A 1,052-nucleotide genomic window follows, 5' to 3' on the forward strand; every position below is an offset into this window, starting at 1 on the left:
CTCGTAAGCTTAATGTGATCACACTCATTAATTATTTAATCTGTGCAGCCATGAATGAATTCAAAAGTTATCGAGACTGTGCTGATGTTGGCGATCAACATGGATTACCCAAGGTCAATTACTCCACACTCTCTAAGAAAGCTGGTCACGTAGACTACAACATCATGAAGAAATTATTCCATTTAGTTGTGTCTAAATGCAATCGAATGACACGCCGAGCATTTACTATTTCAAAGGAGCTTCTCTTGGTAGACTCCACCACGATTACAGTGGGTAAGTCACGTCTTCCTTGGGCTCTTTATCATGGAGAACGTGCAGGAATTAAACTGCATATCAGCTATTCTCCTCTCACAGAAATGCCTCTTAAAGTTGTTGAAACCATTGGACTTGTCCATGATGGACCTATTGGAGAACAACTGGTTGATTCACGGTTTGTGATGGTCGAAGATCGGGCCTATTTTAAAATTACACGCATCGATCAATTTATCACAGACCAACAAATGTTTGTGATTCGAATGAAGGAAAATGTAGAGATTTTCAGGCCTCATGCCCTTCAGCGTCTTGTGCAAGATGGATCGCCCATCACGCGTGACATCACTTGCCAACTGGGCACTGCGCAATCTCGTTCTGAGAAACGTCACCGCGTGGTATTTTTTAAGGACAATTATGGAAACGAGATGCGTGTAGTCACCAATTTAATGAACGTAGCGCCTGAAGTCATCGCCGACATGTACAAGGCAAGATGGGGAATCGAAACGTTCTTCCGATGGATTAAACAGAATCTAAATGTTCCGGTTTTATTTGGCACGACTAAAAATGCTGTTTTTAATCAGCTTTTTGCAGCCTTGATTGCTTATGTTCTACTAAAATGGCTCTACTCGAAGACATCTGAAGGACGAGTATTCAAAAAGTTATCGTTTATCTCTTTTCAAAGACAACTGCTAATAGACAACCTACCTATTGACTGGAGTTCTGAAATCGCTGTTATTTTGAATAAATACAAAAAATCCCAAGGGGTAAATCTGTCTAATTTTGGATAATCAACACTCATG

1 protein-coding gene is annotated in these 1,052 nt (G+C 40.4%); it reads left to right on the top strand.

The window, feature by feature from the left end; translation table 11 throughout:
• Nucleotides 1-1,040: IS4 family transposase (locus ACOI1C_RS22560; RefSeq protein WP_422512878.1), on the top strand; the 1,040-nt coding region annotated here is incomplete at its 5' end.
• Between the last annotated feature and the right edge of the window lie 12 nt (nucleotides 1,041-1,052).

The organism is Bacillus sp. DJP31, assembly GCF_049310945.1.
Taxonomy (GTDB): Bacteria; Bacillota; Bacilli; order Bacillales; family SA4; genus Bacillus_BS.